At 60.2% G+C, this 19,662-nt stretch carries 15 protein-coding genes and 2 tRNA genes; 8 read left to right on the top strand and 9 right to left on the bottom strand.

Going from position 1 to position 19,662, the window contains the following annotated elements; all coding sequences use genetic code 11:
• Positions 1–7: 7 nt before the first annotated feature.
• Entirely contained in the window at positions 8–1,207 is a 1,200-nt protein-coding gene (locus AB4N92_RS06670; RefSeq protein WP_021492258.1) for a CaiB/BaiF CoA transferase family protein, read from the bottom strand.
• A gap of 136 nt (positions 1,208–1,343) precedes the next feature.
• Between AB4N92_RS06670 and AB4N92_RS06665 the strand changes: the two genes are divergently transcribed.
• Positions 1,344–1,886: a YaeQ family protein gene (locus AB4N92_RS06665; RefSeq protein WP_010207993.1), complete on the top strand. Its 543-nt coding sequence runs from the start codon at positions 1,344–1,346 to the stop codon at positions 1,884–1,886.
• A 60-nt stretch (positions 1,887–1,946) separates the two neighbouring features.
• Complete coding sequence (recJ, locus tag AB4N92_RS06660; RefSeq protein ID WP_010207994.1) at positions 1,947–3,656, top strand: single-stranded-DNA-specific exonuclease RecJ; 1,710 nt, start codon at positions 1,947–1,949, stop codon at positions 3,654–3,656.
• A gap of 137 nt (positions 3,657–3,793) precedes the next feature.
• Here recJ and AB4N92_RS06655 read toward each other — a convergent pair whose 3' ends face one another.
• The 4 genes from AB4N92_RS06655 to AB4N92_RS06640 all read right to left on the bottom strand — a co-directional run bounded on the left by AB4N92_RS06655 (position 3,794) and on the right by AB4N92_RS06640 (position 8,348).
• A complete protein-coding gene (locus AB4N92_RS06655; protein WP_010207995.1) occupies positions 3,794–5,068 on the bottom strand; it encodes a virulence factor family protein in 1,275 nt (424 codons plus the stop codon).
• Positions 5,068–7,710 (bottom strand): bifunctional lysylphosphatidylglycerol flippase/synthetase MprF, encoded by a 2,643-nt coding sequence (gene mprF / locus AB4N92_RS06650; protein ID WP_021492257.1) that lies wholly within the window; start codon positions 7,708–7,710, stop codon positions 5,068–5,070. The genes AB4N92_RS06655 and mprF overlap by 1 nt, the downstream gene beginning before the upstream one ends.
• A gap of 278 nt (positions 7,711–7,988) precedes the next feature.
• Positions 7,989–8,065 (bottom strand) — tRNA-Met (locus AB4N92_RS06645).
• Positions 8,066–8,271: 206 nt separating this feature from the next.
• Positions 8,272–8,348, bottom strand: a tRNA-Met gene (locus AB4N92_RS06640).
• 279 nt (positions 8,349–8,627) lie between these two features.
• Between AB4N92_RS06640 and dinB the strand changes: the two genes are divergently transcribed.
• Positions 8,628–9,686: a DNA polymerase IV gene (dinB, locus tag AB4N92_RS06635; RefSeq protein ID WP_010207998.1), complete on the top strand. Its 1,059-nt coding sequence runs from the start codon at positions 8,628–8,630 to the stop codon at positions 9,684–9,686.
• A 130-nt stretch (positions 9,687–9,816) separates the two neighbouring features.
• Here dinB and AB4N92_RS06630 read toward each other — a convergent pair whose 3' ends face one another.
• From AB4N92_RS06630 to AB4N92_RS06615, 4 genes are all read right to left on the bottom strand, one after another.
• Positions 9,817–10,770: a hypothetical protein gene (locus AB4N92_RS06630; protein ID WP_236266856.1), complete on the bottom strand. Its 954-nt coding sequence runs from the start codon at positions 10,768–10,770 to the stop codon at positions 9,817–9,819.
• A gap of 20 nt (positions 10,771–10,790) precedes the next feature.
• Complete coding sequence (locus tag AB4N92_RS06625) at positions 10,791–12,506, bottom strand: proline--tRNA ligase (protein WP_010208000.1); 1,716 nt, start codon at positions 12,504–12,506, stop codon at positions 10,791–10,793.
• Positions 12,507–12,690: 184 nt separating this feature from the next.
• The gene (locus AB4N92_RS06620; protein WP_010208001.1) at positions 12,691–14,223 is read right to left on the bottom strand and encodes an AmpG family muropeptide MFS transporter; all 1,533 of its coding nucleotides are present in this window, start codon (positions 14,221–14,223) and stop codon (positions 12,691–12,693) included.
• Between the two features lie 43 nt (positions 14,224–14,266).
• The gene (locus AB4N92_RS06615; protein WP_042571218.1) at positions 14,267–14,581 is read right to left on the bottom strand and encodes an MGMT family protein; all 315 of its coding nucleotides are present in this window, start codon (positions 14,579–14,581) and stop codon (positions 14,267–14,269) included.
• Positions 14,582–14,782: 201 nt separating this feature from the next.
• Between AB4N92_RS06615 and AB4N92_RS06610 the strand changes: the two genes are divergently transcribed.
• The 5 genes from AB4N92_RS06610 (at position 14,783) to groL (ending at position 19,411) form a co-directional block, all read left to right on the top strand.
• Positions 14,783–15,790: a DUF481 domain-containing protein gene (locus AB4N92_RS06610; RefSeq protein ID WP_010208003.1), complete on the top strand. Its 1,008-nt coding sequence runs from the start codon at positions 14,783–14,785 to the stop codon at positions 15,788–15,790.
• Between the two features lie 106 nt (positions 15,791–15,896).
• Positions 15,897–16,628 (top strand): HugZ family pyridoxamine 5'-phosphate oxidase, encoded by a 732-nt coding sequence (locus tag AB4N92_RS06605; RefSeq protein ID WP_010208005.1) that lies wholly within the window; start codon positions 15,897–15,899, stop codon positions 16,626–16,628.
• Positions 16,629–16,694: 66 nt separating this feature from the next.
• Positions 16,695–17,171 carry an FxsA family protein gene (locus tag AB4N92_RS06600; RefSeq protein ID WP_016975517.1) on the top strand — a complete coding sequence of 159 codons (477 nt, stop codon included), beginning with the start codon at positions 16,695–16,697 and terminating at the stop codon, positions 17,169–17,171.
• A gap of 246 nt (positions 17,172–17,417) precedes the next feature.
• Entirely contained in the window at positions 17,418–17,714 is a 297-nt protein-coding gene (locus AB4N92_RS06595; protein ID WP_003175874.1) for a co-chaperone GroES, read from the top strand.
• Between the two features lie 50 nt (positions 17,715–17,764).
• Positions 17,765–19,411, top strand: a complete 1,647-nt coding sequence (gene groL, locus AB4N92_RS06590) for a chaperonin GroEL (RefSeq protein ID WP_010208010.1) — start codon at positions 17,765–17,767, stop codon at positions 19,409–19,411.
• Positions 19,412–19,662: the final 251 nt, after the last annotated feature.

Below are 19,662 nucleotides of genomic sequence, written 5' to 3'. Positions count from 1 at the left end.
CACGCCATCAGATCGCGCCTTGTTCACGCAGGCGCGTGATCGCTGCTTCGTCGTAGCCCAACTCATTGAGCAGCACGTTGTTGTGCTCACCCAGTTGCGGCCCGACCCACTCGCAGCTGCCCGGTGTGTCCGACAGCTTGGGCACGATGCCCGGCATCTTGAAATCCTTGCCACCGGGCAGCTTGGCCTTGAGGAACATCTCCCGCGCAAGAAATTGCGGGTCTCCCAGCATGTCCTCGGCGCTGTAGATGCGGCTGGCGGGGACCTCGGCCTGGTTCAGCTGCTCGACCACCTGATCCAGCGACAGCGAGTTGACCCAGCGATCAATCACCCCGTACAGCTCATCGCGACGACCATCACGCCCGTCATTGCTGGCAAGCTCTGGATCATTGGCCAAATCCTCACGACCGATGGCAAGCATGAAGCGCTTGAAGATCGCATCGCCATTGGCGCCGATCTGCACATGCTTGCCGTCGGCGCTGGTGTGGATCGATGACGGTGTGATGCCGGGCATGATGTTGCCGGTGCGTTCGCGAATAAAGCCGAACACGTCAAACTCCGGGATCATGCTTTCCATCATGGCGAATATGGCTTCATACAGCGCCACATCCACCACCTGGCCCTGGCCTCCGTTGACTTCGCGATGACGCAGCGCCATCAGTGCGCCGATCACCGCCCACAACGCGGCAATCGAGTCGCCGATGGAAATCCCGGTACGCACTGGCGGGCGGTCTTCAAAACCAGTGATATAGCGCAGCCCGCCCATGGACTCACCCACCGCACCGAACCCCGGCTGATCTTTCATCGGTCCGGTTTGGCCAAAGCCAGAGAGACGTACCATCACCAGCTTGGGGTTAAGGGCATGCAGGGTCTCCCAGCTCAGGCCGAGCTTTTCCAGTACGCCAGGGCGGAAGTTTTCGATGAGGATGTCGGCGTCCGCCAGTAACTGCTTGAGGATCGCCAGGCCGTCCGGGTGCTTGAGGTTGAGGGTCAGCGACTTTTTGTTGCGCGCCTGCACGAACCACCACAGCGAGGTGCCTTCATACAGCTTGCGCCATTTGCGCAGCGGGTCGCCGCCGTCAGGCGATTCGACCTTGATCACCTCGGCGCCAAATTCCGCACAGATGCGTGAGGCAAACGGGCCGGCGATCAGGGTACCGAGTTCGATGACTTTGAGGCCGGCAAGCGGTTTGGCGTTGAACGACATGAGGATCCTTGTCTGCGCAGGGTGTTGGTGTGATGCCTTTTAACATAGGCGAGTAGACCAGGGCAGCGCAGGATTCGTTGAATCGCCTCGCCATCGGTTAGACTGACCGCCTTTCCCTGTCTCTAGAAGCCCGTTCATGGCCCAGCCGTCCACGACCTACAAATTCGAACTCAACCTCACCGACCTTGATCGCTCGGTGTACGAGAGTGTCAAACAGACCATCGCCCGCCACCCGTCGGAAACCGAAGAGCGCATGACCGTGCGTCTGCTGGCCTACGCCCTCTGGTACAACGAGCAATTGTCGTTTGGCCGTGGCCTGTCAGATGTAGACGAGCCAGCCCTGTGGGAAAAAAGCCTGGATGACCGGGTTCTGCACTGGATCGAAGTCGGCCAGCCTGATGCCGACCGCCTCACCTGGTGCTCGCGTCGCACCGAACGTACCAGCCTGCTGGCCTACGGCAGCTTGCGCGTGTGGGAAGGCAAGGTGGTGCCGGTGGCGAATAACCTGAAAAACGTACACATCGCCGCCGTGCCCCAGGAGGTCTTGGAGACCCTGGCCAAGGACATGCCCCGCGTCATCAAGTGGGACGTAATGATCAGCGAAGGCACCCTGTTCGTTACTGACGATCGTGGCCAGCATGAAGTGCAGTTGCAGTGGTTGGTCGGCGAACGCGGTTGATTGGATCGCCGCCGGTCACCTGTTTTATTTCCGTTTCAGAAGAGAAGTCTCCGTCACCCCATGCGTATCGATCCTCGCCCGTTGCCCGCCGTCCTGCCGTTTCTCGGTGAATTGCCGCCACTGCTGACCCGTCTCTACGCCGCACGCGGAGTGCAGTCCGAAGCCGAGCTGGACAAAAGCCTGGCGCGGTTGATCCCCTACCAGCAGCTCAAGGGCATCGACGCGGCGGTGGACCTGCTGGTGACGGCGTTAGAGCAGCGCCAGCGCATCCTTATCGTCGGCGACTTTGACGCCGATGGCGCCACCGCCAGCACCGTGGGCACCCTGGGCTTGCGTTTGCTCGGTGCGGCCCATGTCGACTACCTGGTGCCCAACCGTTTCGAATACGGCTACGGCCTCACCCCGGAAATCGTCGCCGTGGCGCTGCAGCGCGCGCCGCAGTTGCTGATCACGGTGGACAACGGCATCTCCAGCGTCGAAGGCGTGGCGGCGGCGAAGGCGGCGGGGTTGCAGGTGCTGGTGACGGACCACCACTTGCCCGGCGATGAGTTGCCAGCGGCGGATGCCATCGTCAACCCGAACCAGCCTGGCTGTGAATTCCCGAGCAAAGCCTTGGCCGGCGTGGGCGTGATTTTCTATGTGCTGATGGCGCTGCGTGCGCGCCTGCGCAGCTTGGGCTGGTACGACAACACGCCACAACCCAACATCGGTGAATTGCTCGACCTGGTTGCCCTGGGCAGCGTCGCCGACGTAGTGCCCCTGGACGCCAACAACCGCATCCTGGTGCATCAAGGCCTGGAGCGTATCCGCGCCGGTCGCGCGCGGCCGGGGATCAAGGCGATTTTGGAAGTGGCCAAGCGTGATGCTGCGCGTATCACCTCCACCGACCTGGGTTTTATCCTTGGCCCGCGCTTGAACGCCGCTGGGCGCCTGGATGACATGAGCCTGGGCATCGAATGCCTGCTCACCACCGACTTCGCCGCGGCGCGGGAAATGGCCGCGCAGCTGGACGGCATGAACCAGGACCGCAAGTCGATCGAGCAGGGTATGCAGCGCGAGGCCCTGGCCCAGCTCAAGGACTTGCCGGTGGAGTCCATGCCTTACGGCTTGTGCCTGTTCGATCCGGAATGGCATCAAGGCGTGATCGGGATTCTCGCGTCGCGTATGAAAGAGCGTTACTTCCGCCCGACCATCGCCTTCGCCGACGCCGGTGATGGCTTGCTCAAGGGCTCAGGGCGCTCTGTGCAGGGGTTTCATATCCGCGATGCCCTGGCGGTGGTCGCGAGTCAGCATCCCAACCTGATCACCAAATACGGCGGCCACGCCATGGCGGCGGGGCTGACGTTGCCTGAGGAAAACTTCCCACTCTTTGCCGAAGCTTTTGATGCTGAAGTGCGTCGCCAACTGCGTGAAGAAGACCTGACCGGACGCTTGTTGTCCGACGGCACCCTGGCGGTGGAAGAGTTTCATCTGGAGCTGGCCCGCGCGTTGCGGCATGCCGGACCGTGGGGGCAGCACTTCCCCGAGCCATTGTTTCACGGCGTGTTTCAACTGGTCGAACAGCGCGTGGTGGGGGAGCGGCACCTGAAGGTGGTGCTCAAGAGCGAATGCGGGTCCGTAAAGCTCGATGGCATTGCGTTTGGGGTGGACCGAGAGGTCTGGCCGAATCCGACCGTGCGGTGGGTGGAGTTGGCGTACAAGCTGGATGTGAACGAGTTTCGTGGGAATGAAACCGTGCAACTGATGATTGCCCACATCGAACCGCGCTAGCGTTCAGCGGCACCACCAGACAACTGTGGGAGCGGGCTTGCCCGCGAATACGGCGTGTCAGTCAATGTTCCTGTGACTGATCCACCGCTTTCGCGGGCAAGCCCGCTCCCACATTTTTATCTGCGTACGGTCTTAAACTACTTGGCTTGGTGCTTCACGATGATATCCACCAAGCGCTTGGCCAGCGCCGGATAGTTCTCATCAAAGTGATGCCCACCGGGTAACTTCAACGCTTCACCCACCGCAGTCTTGTCCGTGCAGCCGCTCTCGTCGACTTCTTCCGCCCCGTAGATGCACACCACTTTCTCGGGGGGCAGCTTGGCCATTTCCGGGCCCGTGGCGGCTTCTTTGCCGGCGTTACCCAGCCAACCTTCTACTTCAATTTCGAAGCTGCCCGTGCGCGCGAAGGCCAGCAAGATAATCGCATCGACACGCTGCTGCTCGTTTTCCGGCAGACGGTTGTAGATGGCTGGCAACACATCGGCACCGAACGAATAACCGGTCAGCACGAAGCGCTTGGTGCCCCATTTCTGACGGTAGTGCTGCATCAGTTCGGTGAGGTCCTTGGCGCTTTGTTCCGGCGTCTTGTGCTGCCAGTAGTAGCGCAGGGTATCGATACCCACCACTGGGTAGCCGATCTTGGCCATTTCGCCGGCCACGTCGCGGTCCAGGTCGCGCCAACCGCCATCGCCGGAGAGGAACAGGGTGACGGTATCTTTCGCTTGGCCGGCCGGGACTTCCACCACCGGAATCGCCAGGCCGCCGTTGTCCGAACCTACCAATTGCTTGCGCAGCTCGTTGTTCAGCACTTGCGGGTAGTGAATGTCGTAGTCGCTGATGCTGGTGGTGGCGCGCGGCGTGTCGCGTACGAAACTGGCGCTTTCATCGTCAGGGTTGTCGTTCCAGGCCACCAGCCAATTGCCGTGTGCGGCTGTCTTTGGCAGTGGGTCTTTGCAGCCTTCCTGGACCAGGGCGAAACCAACGGAGATGGCGTTGGCCTTATCGTCGTTCTGGGTGGCCAGCCAGCGCCAAGCGAGAGCGGCGCCAGGGCCGATGCCGCTGACCAGGGTGGCAGGGCCCTTGAGTTGGCTCAGGGCGCCTTGCAGCGCTTGTTCCTGCAGCTTGCAGTCGTCCTTGGGCAGGATCACCTGGACAATCTGCGCCTTGCCGCCTTGGCTCAAGGCAATCAGTTGGCTGTCGGTCAGCATTTCATCAGGCATCACGGCCACCGCGACGCGGGCTTTCGGCGTGCCGTACGGGGTGACGCGGGTCATCACCGAACCGTCGGCCTGGGGCAGTTGCTCCAGGGTCGGCTGCGGGGCAGGACGGTTCCAGTACCAATAGCCGCCACCCAGGACCAGGGCGAGCAGCACTACGAAGGCCAATACATACCGCCAGGAGCGTCGAATCATCAGCGTTTCACCAATCCAGTCAAGCCGCCCGCGATCAGGGCGGCGGTATCGGCCAGTGCCACCAGCGGATCAAGTCCTGCGGGCACAGCCATGTAACGGGGTTCCCAGTCAGGCTGGAACTTGTCTTTGAAGCGGCGCAAACCTTGGAAGTTATACAGTTGCTCGCCACGACGGAACACCATCGAACCCAGTCGCTGGGTCAGTGGGGCGCCGCGTCGTGGTTGCAGGCCCGACAACGGCACCATGCCGAGGCTGAAGCGGGCGTAGCCGTGACTCTTATAGTGTTGAATCAGGCCGACCATCATGAATTCCATGGTCAGCTTGGGCGCGTCCGGGTGAGCGCGCATCAGATCGAGACTGGCCAGGTCGTGGTTGTAGGTCTCGAGCAGGTTGGCGAAGGCCACCGGGCGCCCTTCGAAGCGAATGATCGCGATACGAAAGTGCTTGAGGTAGTCGTCGCTGAAGCGTCCCAGGGAAAAGCCCTTTTCTCGTACGTTCTTGCCGGTCAGCCAAGCGTCGGAGATCACCTTCAGCTCGTCCATTGGCGCGGTGCCCGGTTCGCAGATCTCCAGGGACAGGCCGTCCCGCGAGCCACGGTTCCAGGTGTAACGCAGGTCCTTCATCTCTTTGCCCTTGGCTTCCAGGTCAAAGCGTTTCAGGTCGACGCGGGCTTCTTCGCCCAGCTTGATCGCGGTGAGGCCGATGTCCATATAGTAGGGCAGGTTTTCCGCTCGTACCTGATAGAACACCGGGCGCGCGTGGTGGATGTCACACAGGTCGCGGAACTGCCAGATCATCTCCGCCCGTTGCTGGGTCGGGCCGATCGGGTCGTACAAGGCTACCAGGCTACGGCCGCGACGGGCGTACATGAGGAAAGCTTCATCATTGGGATGGAACAGCAGCGCTTTGTCGCCGGTGAGCGCCAGGCCGCCGTCGGGCTGGGACGAGGCCATCAGGATCTTGCTGGCGCGCTCCAGTTCGTCCGGTGTCGGCAAGTGGATCACCGGCCGCGCGGTACGCAGCAGCCAGGTCAGCGACACGATCACCAGCACCACGGCGGCGCCCAGCAGCGAACGCAGGCCGCGTGGGGCGTTGGCGTCCAGGGTGAACTGCCACCACAGCTGATGGCTGTAAGGCACGTCTTGATAAGCGAACAGCAGCAACCAGATCGATGCCCCCAGCACGCAGACACTGGCCACCAGGTACAGCGGCGAGAAGGGCAGTTCGGTGAGGCGGCTGGCACGATAGAAAGAGCGCCGGAAGATGGCCAGCAGGATCGCGGTCATGGTCATCAGGCTGGCTTCTTCCCAGTCGAAACCCTTGAGCAGCGAGAGCAGGGCGCCCACCAGCAGCAACACCATGGTCAGCATCCAGGCAGCCGACAAGCGTCGGCGCAGACCCTGGGCCAGCAACAGGCACAGCACACCGATCAGGCTGGCGCCAAAGTGCGAAGCATCAATCAGGCGGTGGGGAATCAGGAAGCCGATGTTTTCCAGGCGTGAGTCGATTTCGGGCGTGGCGCCAGAGAACAGCAGGACCACGCCGGACAAAAAAACCAGGACGGCCAGTACTGGCGCTGCCAGCCCCGAGGCGACCCGCAGGCTTTGCTGGGTCTGGAACAGGCGCTGCGCTTCGTTGACCAACAGGAACACGCAGGCGATCAGCAGCGGCAGCACCACGTAAATCATGCGATACAGCAGCAGGGCGGCGGCCAATGGCGCGGCGCCCAATTTGTCGGCGAAGGCGGCCAGCAGGATCGCTTCGAATACCCCCACACCGCCGGGCACATGGCTGAGCACGCCGGCGGCCAGGGCCAGCAGGTACACCAGCAGGAAGGGACCGAACGGCGGCGCTTCCGGCAACAACATATATAGGACGGTCGCTGCGGCGGCCACGTCCAGCGCGGTAATGATCAGTTGCAGGAACGTCAGGCGGCGACCCGGCAGGCGCAAGGTGCGCCGGCCGGCTTTGACCAGCAGGTTATCCGGGTAGGGTTGTTCCGGTAGGCGACGGCGATAAATGCCGATGCACAACGCGGCCGATAACAACAGCACCGCGCCAGCAATACCGCCCAGCACAGCCTGCGGCAAATGCAGGTAAGTCGATGCGGCGGGCAGGTTGCTCAGTGTCGCCAATGCAGCCAGTGGCGGCAGTGCGGTGCCGAGAGCCAGACTGGCGAACACCGTCATGCGGGCGACTTCCGAAGCCCCGATGCCATGGCGTGCATATAAACGGTAACGCACCGAACCGCCGGAGAGCATCGACAGGCCAATCGCATTGCCGATGGCAAACGCCGTAAAGCCGCCCAGGGCGAGGGTCTTGGCGGGCAAGTTCACGCCCGCGTAGCGCGCCCCGGAAAATTCGTAGCCCAATAGAATGACGAAACCGGCGACGGCCGCCGCAAACGCGCCGAGCAAGGCCGGTTTGGGCACTTCCAGGATCGAGTCGTGGAGGGCGTAGAGGTCCAGCTCCAACAGAAGGTGTCGACAGGCGATCAGAGCGATGGCGAACAACAATAGGGTGACCGCCAGCCCGATGGGTTGCCGGTATTTGCTCACCAGATCCAGCCAGCGCAGACGGGTGGGTGTGATCGGTTGTTCTGCTGTGACAGTGTCTTTTGGTTCAGACGAGTTGGCGCGCATCAATCACCTCGTGGATTGTGCGCGACAGGATGGAGGTATCCAGCCAAGTTACCAATCCCTATGGACAAAATAATTACAAATATTAACGCGTATCACCGGGGGCGGCGACAGCGGCCATTGGTCGTAGAGGGTAGCGCTGAACATTCAGCATAGCGTGCGATGAGATGGACTCTACAAACCGCGTGCGGTTTCATGAAAGATGCCATGCCATTGTTTCAGAAGAACTTTTTCACCGGATACAAAAAAGGCCACTCTTTCGAGTAGCCTTTTTTGATGTTTGGTTGCGGGAGCCGGATTTGAACCGACGACCTTCGGGTTATGAGCCCGACGAGCTACCAGACTGCTCCATCCCGCGTCTGTGGGCGGCATTCTACAGCCCAGCGGCGGGGTGTCAACCGTTAATGAGTCGATGGGTCAAATAAGTGTGAAATGAGCGGTGAAGGTCGACTGCGAAGGGTAAGTGCGCGATGGGTAAAGGTTTTTTGTCTTACAATTTTTGTACAGGTACAAAACAGGCGCGCACAAAAAAGGCCACTCTTTCGAGTAGCCTTTTTTGATGTTTGGTTGCGGGAGCCGGATTTGAACCGACGACCTTCGGGTTATGAGCCCGACGAGCTACCAGACTGCTCCATCCCGCGTCTGTGTGTCGGCATTCTACAGAGGAACGCCGATGTGTCAACCTGTGAATTGAAGAAAAGCGCTTGTGGTTCAATCGGTTAGCTCTCCACAGTGGCCCCTCGATACCTCTCGGGCCCAGGCTGGCCGAGGGTTTCAGCTCTATCAGCGGGCCAAACTCGATTGAGAAAATAAATTCATCTGGGAGTTTTCCTACCGCTCAAGCGGAAGATTCAAACTACTGGTGCTATATACAGGTGCGAATGCGATACTGGCTACCCGTAGGTACACACCCCGTTTATATGACACAGCGCAAAATCATCCACGTCGACTGTGATTGCTTCTACGCCGCCATCGAGATGCGCGATGACCCGAGCCTGGCGCAAAAGCCACTGGCGGTGGGCGGTTCGGCGGACCGGCGCGGGGTGATCGCGACCTGCAACTACGAGGCACGTGCCTATGGCGTGCGCTCGGCCATGTCGTCACGCCATGCCTTGAAGCTGTGCCCGGACCTGACCATCGTCAAGCCGCGCATGGAGGCTTATAAGGAAGCGTCGAAGGAAATCCAGACGATCTTTCGCGACTACACCGACCTGATCGAACCGTTGTCGCTGGATGAAGCCTATCTGGACGTGTCCGACAGTTCGCATTTCGGCGGCAGTGCCACGCGCATTGCCCAGGATATTCGCCGCCGTGTTTCCAACCAATTGCACATCACCGTGTCCGCCGGCGTGGCGCCGAACAAATTCCTGGCCAAGATTGCCAGCGATTGGAAGAAGCCCAACGGACTCTTCGTGATCACTCCGGACCAGGTCGAAGACTTCGTCTCGCAATTGCGTGTGAGTAAGTTGCACGGTGTGGGCAAGGTCACGGCTGACAAACTGGCGCGCCTGGGGATCGAAGACTGCCTGCAGTTGCGCGAGTGGAACAAGCTGGCGCTGGTGCGCGAGTTCGGCAGTTTTGGCGAGCGGTTGTGGAGTCTGGCCCGTGGGATCGATGATCGTGTGGTGCAGAACGACAGTCGCCGGCAATCGATAAGTGTGGAGAATACCTACGACGTGGACCTGCCAGATCTTTCAAGCTGTCTGGCCAAGCTACCTGAGCTGATGGAAACCCTGGCTGGACGTATGGCGCGTATCGACAGCAGTTATCGTGCGGGCAAGCCGTTCGTGAAGGTGAAGTTTCATGACTTTACCCAGACGACACTGGAACAGGCGGGGGCGGGGCGGGACTTGGAGAGTTATCAACAGTTGCTGACGCAGGCGTTCAACCGGGGTGGGAAGCCGGTGCGGTTGCTGGGTATTGGCGTGCGGTTGCTGGATTTAAGCAACGGCAACGAGCAACTCGAATTCTCCTGGTAAAAACCGAAAACCAAATGTGGGAGCGGGCTTGCTCGCGAATACGGCGTGTCAGTCAATGTTGTCGTGACTGACCCACCGCATTCGCGGGCAAGCCCGCTCCCACATGTAGATCTACAACGTTCTTGAAGCCCTAGCGAGCGCCTGGATCGGCAACGAGACGCCCCGCATCCTTGGTCAGCGCCTGCAGGAATTCCTGCTGCAACTCGGGATCATTGCGGGTCAGTTCGATCAGGCTTTGTTCCAGTTCGCTGGCTTCTTCTTCCAGGCCCAGTTCAGACAAGCGTTTGACCCGATGTACCCACTGGCTGACTTCGTCGTCTTCCAAGTCGTCGTAGATCAGGCCGTGGGCTTCCAGCAGCTTGTTGCGCAAGGTGCTGCTGACAGCCAGCGTGGAATCCGAATGCACGTCGTCCTGGCCGTCTTCCACGCTGATCTTCAGCGTGGTGATGCGGTTCAGGTCTTGCTCGGCAAACGGGCTGTCCAACAGGTTCAGGCGCAAGACGCCGTTACGGTCGGTGGTCAGCTCATGGACTTGCTTGCCGGCAGTGACTTGCACCGGTCGTTCGCTCCAGGGCAGGCTCGAATACTCCACACGCTTGTCGCGCTGGACTTCATCGATACCCGCCAGGTTCTGTTGCGCACGGCCGTGGGACTGCACGTTCATGAACGGATTGAGGCCGTCCACGCCATAGGTCAGCCAGTCGCGCGTCACGCTGGTCGGCAGGTTGCCAAGGGCGAATACGTTCACCACATTGGCGCCCGCGCCGGCCACCAGGGCTACGGCACCCAAAGGCATCTCATAGAGTTTGCGCCAGGGTTGGTAGGGGGTGTAGCGATCGTAACGACGGGTGACTTCGAACTCGGTGACCTCGAAGGTCTTCTGTTCGTGAATCTGTACCCGGCGTTGCGGCAGCTCCAGCACTTTGGGCTCGCCTACATCGATCTGCAGGCTGTGGTCGAGCAACTTACGCTCGACCCGCTCCTCGTGCTCACTGCGTTGCGACATTTGGTTGGCGCAGCCGCTGACCAGCAGGGCGCCGCACAAGGCGGCGCCCCCCAGGGCTCTGGTGTTTCGCTTGAACATGACTTCTCTTGATCTGGTTTTCAGCGACGAATACGCGCCTGAAGGAAAGACAGCACGTCAGCCACCGGCAACGGTTGGGCTTCGGCTTCGGTCCGGCTCTTGTATTCCAGATTGCCATCGGCCAGGCCGCGGTCACTGACCACGATCCGGTGCGGGATGCCAATCAGTTCCATGTCGGCGAACTTGATGCCCGGGCTGGTTTTCTTGTCCCGGTCATCCAGCAGCACTTCAAAACCAGCAGCCGTCAGTTCGGCGTACAGCTTGTCGGTGGCTTCGCGTACTTGCTCGGTTTCATAGCGCAGCGGTACCAGGGCGACCTGGAACGGCGCCAGGGCGTCACTCCAGATGATGCCTTTGTCGTCGTTGTTCTGCTCGATGGCAGCCGCAACCACGCGCGATACGCCAATGCCGTAGCACCCCATTTCCAGGGTGATCGGCTTGCCGTTCTCGCCCAGCACTTCGCACTTCATCGCCTTGCTGTACTTGTTGCCCAGCTGGAAGATGTGCCCGACTTCGATGCCGCGCTTGATTTCCAGGGTGCCCTTGCCATCCGGGCTTGGGTCACCGGCGACCACGTTACGCAGGTCGGCCACGGTCGGAACGGGCAGGTCACGCTCCCAGTTCACGCCGAAGTAGTGCTTGTCGTCGATGTTGGCACCGATACCGAAGTCGCTCATCAACTCGACCGAACGGTCGATGATGATCGGCAGCGGCAGGTTCAGTGGGCCGAGCGAACCGGCACCGGCGCCAATGGCGTCGCGCAGTTCGGCGTCGGTGGCCATGACCAGCGGGCTGGCCACGCCAGGTTGCTGGGCAGCCTTGATTTCGTTGAGTTCGTGGTCGCCACGGATCACCAGGGCGATCAGCTTGCCTTCTTCCTCGGCGCGCACGATCAGGGTCTTGATGGTCTTTTCAATCGGCAGATTGAATTTTTCCACCAGGGCCGCGATGGTCTTGGTCTCTGGCGTGTCCACCAGGCGCAGTTCTTCAGTCGGCGCAGGGCGGGAGGTTTCCCGCGGCACCGCTTCGGCTTTCTCGATGTTCGCCGCGTAGTCGGAACCGTTGCTGAAGACGATATCGTCTTCGCCGGACTCGGCCAGCACATGGAACTCATGGGAGCCGGCACCGCCGATGGAACCGTTGTCCGCTTCAACCGGGCGGAACTTCAGGCCCAGGCGCGTGAACACGTTGCAGTAGGCAGTGTGCATGCGGTCATAGGTGGCCTGCAGCGACGCCTGGTCGGCGTGGAACGAATACGCATCCTTCATGATGAATTCGCGGCCGCGCATCAAACCGAAGCGTGGGCGGATTTCGTCACGGAATTTGGTCTGGATCTGATACAGGTTCAGCGGCAGCTGCTTGTAGCTGCTCAGCTCGTTGCGCATCAGGTCGGTGATCACTTCTTCGTGGGTCGGGCCGGCGCAGAAATCGCGGCCATGACGGTCCTTGAAGCGCAGCAACTCAGGGCCGTACTCTTCCCAGCGCCCGGATTCCTGCCACAGTTCAGCCGGTTGGGTGCTCGGCATCAACACTTCCAGAGAGCCGGCAGCGTTCATTTCTTCACGAACGATGGCTTCGACTTTGCGCATCACCTTCAAGCCCATGGGCAGCCAGGTGTACAGGCCGGAGGCCAGTTTGCGGATCATGCCGGCACGCAGCATCAGCTGGTGGCTGATCACGACCGCGTCGGAAGGCGTTTCTTTCTGTGTGGCGAGCAAATATTGACTGGTACGCATGGTAGGCCGTTGTCGGTTGCTTGGACTTGAAATGACTCTGGATTGTACGGGCGCCGGCTGCTGGAGTACAGGCATCAGAATGCAGAGGGGTCTGTGGGAGCGGGCTTGCTCGCGAATGCGCAGGATCAGTCCACCTATCCTGCGACTGACACACTGCATTCGCGGGCAAGCCCGCTCCCACAGGTCAGTCTTCTGTCTTGGGGGCCAACTTCGCCCGCCGATTTTCCTGAAACCAATGCAGCGCAATCAGCACCAGCGTCGGCACACCCAGCATGCAGGTGATCAGGAAGAAATTGTGATAGCCGAACTTCTCCACCATCACCCCCGAATAGCCACCGATCAGGCGCGGCAGCAACAGCATGATTGAGCTGAGCAGGGCATATTGGGTCGCGGAGAACTTCAGGTTGGTCAGGCTCGACAGGTAGGCCACGAATGCCGAGGTCGCCAGCCCTGAGCTGAAGTTGTCCAGGGAAATGGTGAAAATCAGCATCTGCAGGTCCGGGCCCATGTCGGCGAGCATCACGAACAGCAGGTTGGTACCGGCCGAGGCCACACCGCCGATGAACAGGATCGGCAGGATGCCGAAGCGCACGATCAGTAAGCCGCCCATGCCGGCGCCGAGCAAGGTCATGATCAGGCCGAAGATCTTGCTGACCCCGGCGATCTGGTCCTTGGTGAAGCCCTGGTCGATGTAAAACACGTTGGCCATCACGCCCATCACCGTGTCCGACATGCGATACGTGGCGATCAGCCCAAGCAGCAGTAGCGCCTGCCAGCGGTAGCGCAGGATGAAGTCGTTGACCGGCGTCAGCACCGGCGCCAGGCCACGGCGCCCCATGGCCGAGAGGCACAAGGAGGTGAGGGTGATATAGAGGATGGCGCGCAGGAACGCGCGGTCTTCCATCAACAAGTCCCACAGGCTCACGCCCTGGAACAGCACACTTTCGAAATCGGTGTTGAACAGTTGGGTGAACATGGCCGGTACCGACACCAGCAACACGATCAGCACAAAGACGGACACCAGTTGGTGCGCGAAGCTGTAGCGCCCGGCTTGCAGTTGAGTGCGCAGTGGCACATTGGGTTCGCGCATGAACAGGGTGGTCAGCAGCGCCGGGACCATTAACACGCCGAACAGCACATAGGTGCCGGTCCAGGCCGAGTGTTTATAGTTGAAACCGGTGGAACCGAAACCCTCGGCAAAAAACAGTGCGCCCGCCGTGGCCAGCAGGGCGGCGATGCGATAACCGGACATGTAGCTGGCGGCCAACGCAGCCTGGCGGCTGTCGTCGGCGATTTCCAGGCGATAGGCGTCGACCGCGATGTCCTGGGTAGCGGACGCAAAGGCGACGATGACAGCGATAGCGATCAGCCAAGACAAATGTTTCTGCGGGTCGCAAAAACCCATGCCGATCAAGCCGAGAATCACCAGCGACTGGGCCAGCACCAGCCAGGAACGGCGGCGCCCGAGCTTGCCGAGCAACGGCAGGCGCCATTGGTCGAGCAGCGGTGACCATACCCACTTAAAGGCATACGCCAAACCGATCAGACTCGCATAGCCGATGGTCTCGCGCGCCACACCGGCTTCACGCAACCACACTGAAAGCGTCGAGAACACCAACATGTAAGGCAGGCCGGCGGCAAAGCCGAGCAACAACAGGACCAACGTCGAGGGGCTGGCATAGGCAGCGAGCGCGGCGCGCCAGGTTTTACGGGGCATGGGCTGGAGTCTGCCTCAGATTTGCGGAAACAAAGCGCGCACTCTAACCGCTGTGCTCTACCGGGCGCCAGCCATGGCGCTGAATATCCACGCGATTGTTGCGGACCGTAACGCCTTCATCGCGTAAACGCGCGCGTTGCTCGTCACCCGAGACACTGCCCACCGGCAGACTTATCCGACCACCGGCACCCAACACGCGGTGCCAGGGCAGCTTGGTGTCTTCCGGAAGCTGGCTCAGGGTGCGGCCGACCCAGCGTGCCGCACGACCGAGACCGGCCAGGTGGGCCAGCTCGCCGTAACTGACCACGCAGCCTGCGGGCACTTGGGCCAGGGTCAGGTACAGCGCGGTACGGCGCATTTCGGCGGGGCTTTGGGGGGATTCGGCAGATTGATTCACTGTGAGGCTGTCCGTTGAAATCGTCGGCATTTTTGTAAGAAACGTCTGTAAGCATGACGATGAGCATTGAACTGAACCCAGATACTTGAGTCAGTCCTTGCTAAGAACTTATCTAACACGATAATGCCCTTTTTTCGCCAAGCCCGAGCCTCGAATCTGCTTATGTTGTCCAGAACCCTGCTGTGCCTCGCTGTTTTCAGCGCCTCCACGCCCTTGCTGGCCGATACTGTCTGGTTGAAGAACGGTGACCGCCTGACCGGCAAGATCAAGGTCTTCGACGGTGGCAAGCTGCTGATCCAAACCGACTACGCAGGCGCCATCCCTGTGGACTGGAAACAGGTCAAGACCCTGGAAAGCGACCAGGAGTTGCTGGTCAAACAGGACGCCTACACCGGCGAGAAAGCCAAGTCCCTGAAAGCGGCGGATGACGGCAAGGTGGTGCTGGCCAACGGCGAAGCGCCCAAGACCGTCGAACTGGCCAGCATCCAGCAAATCATCAAGCCCAAGCCGGTGGTCGAGGATCTGGTGTGGAAGGGTAATGTGGACATGGCGCTGGACTACAAGCGCGCCGACAAAGACACCAACGACTACGACATCGACTTCAAGACCACCGCCCGCCACGGCCAATGGCGCCATACCGGAGAGGGCGAGTACAACCGCGAATTCCAGGACGATGTCACCACCACCGACAATTGGGCTTTGGAATACGACCTCGACCGCTTCCTGACCGAGCATTGGTTCTGGCAGGGTCGCCTGACCTACAAGCGCGACAAGGTTGAAGACCTGTCCCGCCAGCGCACCGTCGGCACGGGCCCGGGCTATCAGTTCTGGGACGATGAGCTGGGTGCCTTCTCCCTGGGCTCGCTGGTCAACCGCACCGACTATGAATACGCCGACGGCGGCAAGGACAACTTCTATTCCCTGGCCATGAAGTGGAACTACAACCGCTACCTGGTGGGCAAGACCGTCGAATTCTTCACCAACGGCGAAGTGGGCAAGCCCATCGGCGGTCCGGCGGAATACTCGCTGGATGCAGAAATGGGCCTGCGCTACAAAGTCACCGAGTGGGCGTCGCTCAACCTCAAGGCCGAGCGCGACATCATCAGTGGCGATTCCGACAGCAGCCTGAGCAAAACCCGCTACACCGCAGGCTTCGGCGTGGCCTGGTAACACGGGCGAACAAAACCTGCTTGGCAACCTTTGCCGATAATGATTACCTTGCGTTGAGATCCATTCCCATATGCCATGGGCGGCTGATTATCCGAGGAGTCATACGTTGAGCGCACAGGTTGCCAAGAACGCCCGAGAGCTGTTGCTCAAGGAATACCGTGGGGCTCTCTCCACACTGTCCAAGGCCATGCCCGGCTTTCCTTTCGGCTCGGTCGTGCCCTATTGCCTGGATGAGCTGGGCCGCCCGCTGATCCTGATCAGCCGCATTGCCCAGCACACCCACAACCTGCAGAAAGATCCCAAGTGCTCGCTGCTGGTGGGTGAGCGCGAAGCGGATGACGTGCAAGCCGTCGGGCGCCTTACCTACCTGGCTGAAGCCGAAAAACTAGAGGAGGGCGCTGCCATTGAGGCGGCGGCCGAGCGTTATTACCGCTACTTCCCCGAGTCAGCCAACTATCACAAGGCCCACGACTTCGATTTCTGGGTGCTCAAGCCCGTACGTCACCGTTACATCGGCGGTTTTGGCGCGATTCACTGGGTCGACCAGTTGACCCTGGCCAACCCGTTTGCGGGCAAAGCCGAACGCAGCATGATCGAACACATGAACAGCGATCACACCAAGGCCATTGCCCATTACGTCGACCTGGCCGGTTTGCCGACCTCCGAGCCTGCACAGTTGGCCGGTATCGACAGCGAAGGCATGCACTTGCGTATAGGCCAATCCTTATATTGGTTGCCGTTTGCGGAGTCTTGCAATACGCCGACACAAGTACGCGAAGCCCTGGTTTCATTGGCTCACGCCGAGGTCTGGCCGAAAAAAGCCACTGCCGACGCTTGAATTCACGAAATGGCGACGTCATCTAAGGTGGACTGGCAAGGCATTCTTGCGTTGAGGAACCATTTGATGCGCCCTTTTTTATTGCTCTTTCTGCTGTTCCCGGTGTTGGAGCTGTTCGTATTCGTTCAAGTCAGCAGTGCGATCGGGTTTTTTCCGGCCCTGTTGCTGATCATTCTAGGCTCCATGCTCGGCGTTCTGGTGCTGCGCGTCGCTGGCCTGGCCACCGCGCTGCGTGCCCGTGAAAGCCTGAACCGTGGCGAACTGCCCGCCCAGACCATGCTGGAAGGCCTGATGATGGCCCTGGCTGGCGGCTTGTTGATCCTGCCGGGTTTCATCAGCGACGTAGTCGGCCTGGTGATGTTGCTGCCGTTCACCCGCAAGTTGCTGGCCGGCAAAATGCGCCAGCGCGCCGAAGAAGCCGCGATTCGCCAGCGTGCGTTCGCCGACGACCTGCAACCCCGTGGCGGCCCGGCCCCGCGCCAGCCGTTGGGGCGTGAAGGTGATGTGATCGAAGGCGAGTTCGAACACCGCGACAGCAAATAACCGTTTCACGGCACGGCACCTTCGGGTGCCGTGTTGCATTTACGGGCCGGCACGCGCAAAAAATTTCATCCCCGGCCCCTTGTAATCAGCTTATGCGCCCTTATGTAACGGTCACCGCAAGGTTTCTGGTGGCGACACCAGACAGACTTCCGCGTCTTGCTTGGCGAGGCGCGACCGGCACTGCCGGAATACAACCCGCCGGTACAGACACCGGCCGATGAAAAACACAATTAGGAGAGATCGACAATGAGCAAGCTTCGTCCTCTGCACGACCGCGTCGTAATCCGTCGCAGCGAAGAAGAAAAGAAAACCGCTGGCGGTATCGTTCTGCCAGGTTCGGCTGCTGAAAAAGCCAACCACGGTGTGATCGTCGCTGCGGGCCCAGGCAAGACCCTGGAAAACGGTGATGTGCGTGCGCTGGCCGTTAAAGTCGGTGACAAGGTTGTATTCGGCCCTTACTCCGGCAGCAACACGGTGAAAGTCGACGGCGAAGACCTGCTGGTTATGGCTGAGAACGAGATTCTCGCTGTTCTGGAAGACTGATTTTCCCGCTCATTTTCCCGTTACTACACAGTATTTAAGGAATATCGATCATGGCTGCTAAAGAAGTTAAATTCGGCGATTCCGCCCGCAAGAAAATGCTCACTGGTGTCAACATCCTGGCTGACGCAGTAAAAGCGACCCTGGGCCCGAAAGGCCGTAACGTGATCATCGAGAAAAGCTTCGGCGCTCCGACCATCACCAAGGACGGCGTTTCCGTAGCAAAAGAAATCGAACTGGAAGACCGTTTCGAAAACATGGGCGCGCAGCTGGTCAAAGACGTTGCCTCCCGTGCCAACGATGACGCAGGCGACGGCACCACCACCGCTACCGTCCTGGCCCAGGCGATCGTCAACGAAGGCTACAAAGCCGTCGCTGCCGGCATGAACCCGATGGATCTGAAGCGCGGCATCGACAAGGCGACCATCGCCATCGTCGCCGAGCTGAAAAACCTGTCCAAGCCATGCGCTGACACCAAGGCTATCGCTCAGGTAGGCACCATCTCCGCCAACTCCGACAGCTCCATCGGCGACATCATCGCTGAAGCCATGGAAAAAGTCGGTAAAGAAGGCGTGATCACCGTTGAAGAAGGCACTGGCCTGGAAAACGAACTGTCGGTTGTAGAAGGCATGCAGTTCGACCGTGGCTACCTGTCCCCGTACTTCGTCAACAAGCCAGAAACCATGGTTGCCGAGCTGGACAACCCGCTGATCCTGCTGGTCGACAAAAAGATCTCCAACATCCGCGAAATGCTGCCAGTGCTGGAAGCCGTTGCCAAAGCCGGCCGCCCACTGCTGATCGTTTCCGAAGACGTTGAAGGCGAAGCCCTGGCCACTCTGGTTGTGAACAACATGCGTGGCATCGTCAAAGTCGCAGCCGTCAAGGCTCCAGGCTTCGGCGACCGTCGCAAGGCCATGCTGCAGGACATCGCCGTCCTGACCGGCGGTACCGTTATCTCCGAAGAGATCGGCCTGAGCCTGGAAAGCGCTACCCTGGAAAACCTGGGCAGTGCCAAGCGCGTGACCATCTCCAAAGAAAACACCATCATCGTTGACGGTGCTGGCGTTGAGCAGGACATCCAGGCTCGCATCACTCAGATCCGTGCCCAGGTTGCCGAAACTTCGTCCGACTACGACCGTGAAAAACTGCAAGAGCGTCTGGCCAAGCTGTCCGGCGGCGTAGCAGTGATCAAGGTTGGCGCTGGTTCCGAAGTAGAAATGAAAGAGAAGAAAGCCCGCGTTGAAGACGCCCTGCACGCTACCCGCGCAGCCGTTGAAGAAGGCGTGGTACCTGGCGGTGGCGTTGCGCTGATCCGTGCACTGGAAGCCCTGACCAACCTGGCCGGCGATAACGCTGACCAGAACGTCGGTATCGCTGTGCTGCGTCGTGCTGTTGAAGCGCCGCTGCGCCAGATCGCTGCCAACTCCGGCGACGAGCCAAGCGTTGTGGTCAACGAAGTCAAGAACGGCAAAGGTAACTACGGTTACAACGCTGCGACTGGCGTGTATGGCGACATGATCGAAATGGGCATCCTGGACCCTACCAAGGTGACTCGTTCCGCGCTGCAAGCCGCAGCCTCCATCGGTGGCCTGATCCTGACCACCGAAGCGGCTATCGCTGACAAGCCTAAGGCTGAAGGCTCGGCTGGCGGCGGTATGCCAGACATGGGCGGCATGGGTGGCATGGGCGGCATGATGTAAGCCAGCCTTACCCCTGTACTGAAAAAGCCCCGCTTGCAGTGATGCAAGCGGGGCTTTTTTATGTGTGCGTGGAAAGCGCCGGTGGCTGAGCACGTTTGCCTGCCTAGGTGGTTATCGCCTGCGCCTCAACCTTTTTGAGGGACGATAGAGCAGCAGACGATACAGGCCCAGGCAGACCTGTTCGCGGCGATTTTCGCCCCGACACTGTAGTCAGCTTGTGAAGCTATAGTGAAAATCTCGTTCAACACTAC

The sequence above is a fragment of the Pseudomonas sp. S3_A09 genome (assembly GCF_054668065.1).
The sequence above is the reverse complement of the archived record's forward strand: the minus strand, read 5'-3'. Positions and strand labels throughout refer to the sequence as shown.

What these genes read in the sequence shown, in the direction of transcription:
- AB4N92_RS06670 (WP_021492258.1), bottom strand. Translation starts at nt 1,207, where the DNA reads ATGTCGTTCAACGCCAAACCGCTTGCCGGCCTCAAAGTCATCGAACTC.
- AB4N92_RS06665 (WP_010207993.1), top strand. Translation starts at nt 1,344, where the DNA reads ATGGCCCAGCCGTCCACGACCTACAAATTCGAACTCAACCTCACCGAC.
- recJ (WP_010207994.1), top strand. Translation starts at nt 1,947, where the DNA reads ATGCGTATCGATCCTCGCCCGTTGCCCGCCGTCCTGCCGTTTCTCGGT.
- AB4N92_RS06655 (WP_010207995.1), bottom strand. Translation starts at nt 5,068, where the DNA reads ATGATTCGACGCTCCTGGCGGTATGTATTGGCCTTCGTAGTGCTGCTC.
- mprF (WP_021492257.1), bottom strand. Translation starts at nt 7,710, where the DNA reads ATGCGCGCCAACTCGTCTGAACCAAAAGACACTGTCACAGCAGAACAA.
- dinB (WP_010207998.1), top strand. Translation starts at nt 8,628, where the DNA reads ATGACACAGCGCAAAATCATCCACGTCGACTGTGATTGCTTCTACGCC.
- AB4N92_RS06630 (WP_236266856.1), bottom strand. Translation starts at nt 10,770, where the DNA reads ATGTTCAAGCGAAACACCAGAGCCCTGGGGGGCGCCGCCTTGTGCGGC.
- AB4N92_RS06625 (WP_010208000.1), bottom strand. Translation starts at nt 12,506, where the DNA reads ATGCGTACCAGTCAATATTTGCTCGCCACACAGAAAGAAACGCCTTCC.
- AB4N92_RS06620 (WP_010208001.1), bottom strand. Translation starts at nt 14,223, where the DNA reads ATGCCCCGTAAAACCTGGCGCGCCGCGCTCGCTGCCTATGCCAGCCCC.
- AB4N92_RS06615 (WP_042571218.1), bottom strand. Translation starts at nt 14,581, where the DNA reads ATGCGCCGTACCGCGCTGTACCTGACCCTGGCCCAAGTGCCCGCAGGC.
- AB4N92_RS06610 (WP_010208003.1), top strand. Translation starts at nt 14,783, where the DNA reads ATGTTGTCCAGAACCCTGCTGTGCCTCGCTGTTTTCAGCGCCTCCACG.
- AB4N92_RS06600 (WP_016975517.1), top strand. Translation starts at nt 16,695, where the DNA reads ATGCGCCCTTTTTTATTGCTCTTTCTGCTGTTCCCGGTGTTGGAGCTG.
- AB4N92_RS06595 (WP_003175874.1), top strand. Translation starts at nt 17,418, where the DNA reads ATGAGCAAGCTTCGTCCTCTGCACGACCGCGTCGTAATCCGTCGCAGC.
- groL (WP_010208010.1), top strand. Translation starts at nt 17,765, where the DNA reads ATGGCTGCTAAAGAAGTTAAATTCGGCGATTCCGCCCGCAAGAAAATG.